Below are 572 nucleotides of genomic sequence, written 5' to 3' on the forward strand. Positions count from 1 at the left end.
AAACTCGGTATCGTATCTCCTGCCCAATTTATCCCTCTAGCAGAGGAAACTGGTTTTATTATTGAACTTGGCAATTGGATTTTACGTACTGCCTGTTTAGAAGCAAAAAGATGGCATAATCAAGGTTTTTCTCACTTAAAAGTTGGTGTGAATTTATCTGTTGTTCAATTTAACCATGCAGATTTAATCCCAACTATTTCAAAGGTTTTAGAAGAAACAGAGTTAAAATCAGAAGCACTAGATATTGAAATTACAGAAAGTATCGCCATTAATCAAAATCAATCTGTAGTTGCAAAACTAGAACAGCTTCAAAACCTCGGTATTCAAATTTCAATTGATGACTTTGGAACCGGTTATAGTTCTTTAGCTTATTTAACAAAATATCCAATCAACACATTAAAAATTGCTCGAGAATTTATTTGCGGAATTACAAATAGTCCTTTAGAAGAAGCAATTGTCTCTTCCATTATTACACTATCAAAAGAACTAAATTTAGAAGTGATTGCAGAAGGTGTAGAAACGGAAGAAGAATGGGAATTTTTACATAAACAAAATTGTGATCACATTCAAGG

At 32.3% G+C, this 572-nt stretch carries 1 protein-coding gene; it reads left to right on the forward strand.

Translation table 11 applies throughout. The annotated features are described in order from the left end of the window. The coding region (locus ABHN01_RS25915; RefSeq protein WP_429877932.1) for an EAL domain-containing protein at nucleotides 1-572 on the forward strand (572 nt) is incomplete at both ends.

This window comes from Fictibacillus sp. NRS-1165 (assembly GCF_050468105.1).
GTDB classification, from domain to species: Bacteria; Bacillota; Bacilli; order Bacillales; family Fictibacillaceae; genus Fictibacillus_C; species Fictibacillus_C terrinigri.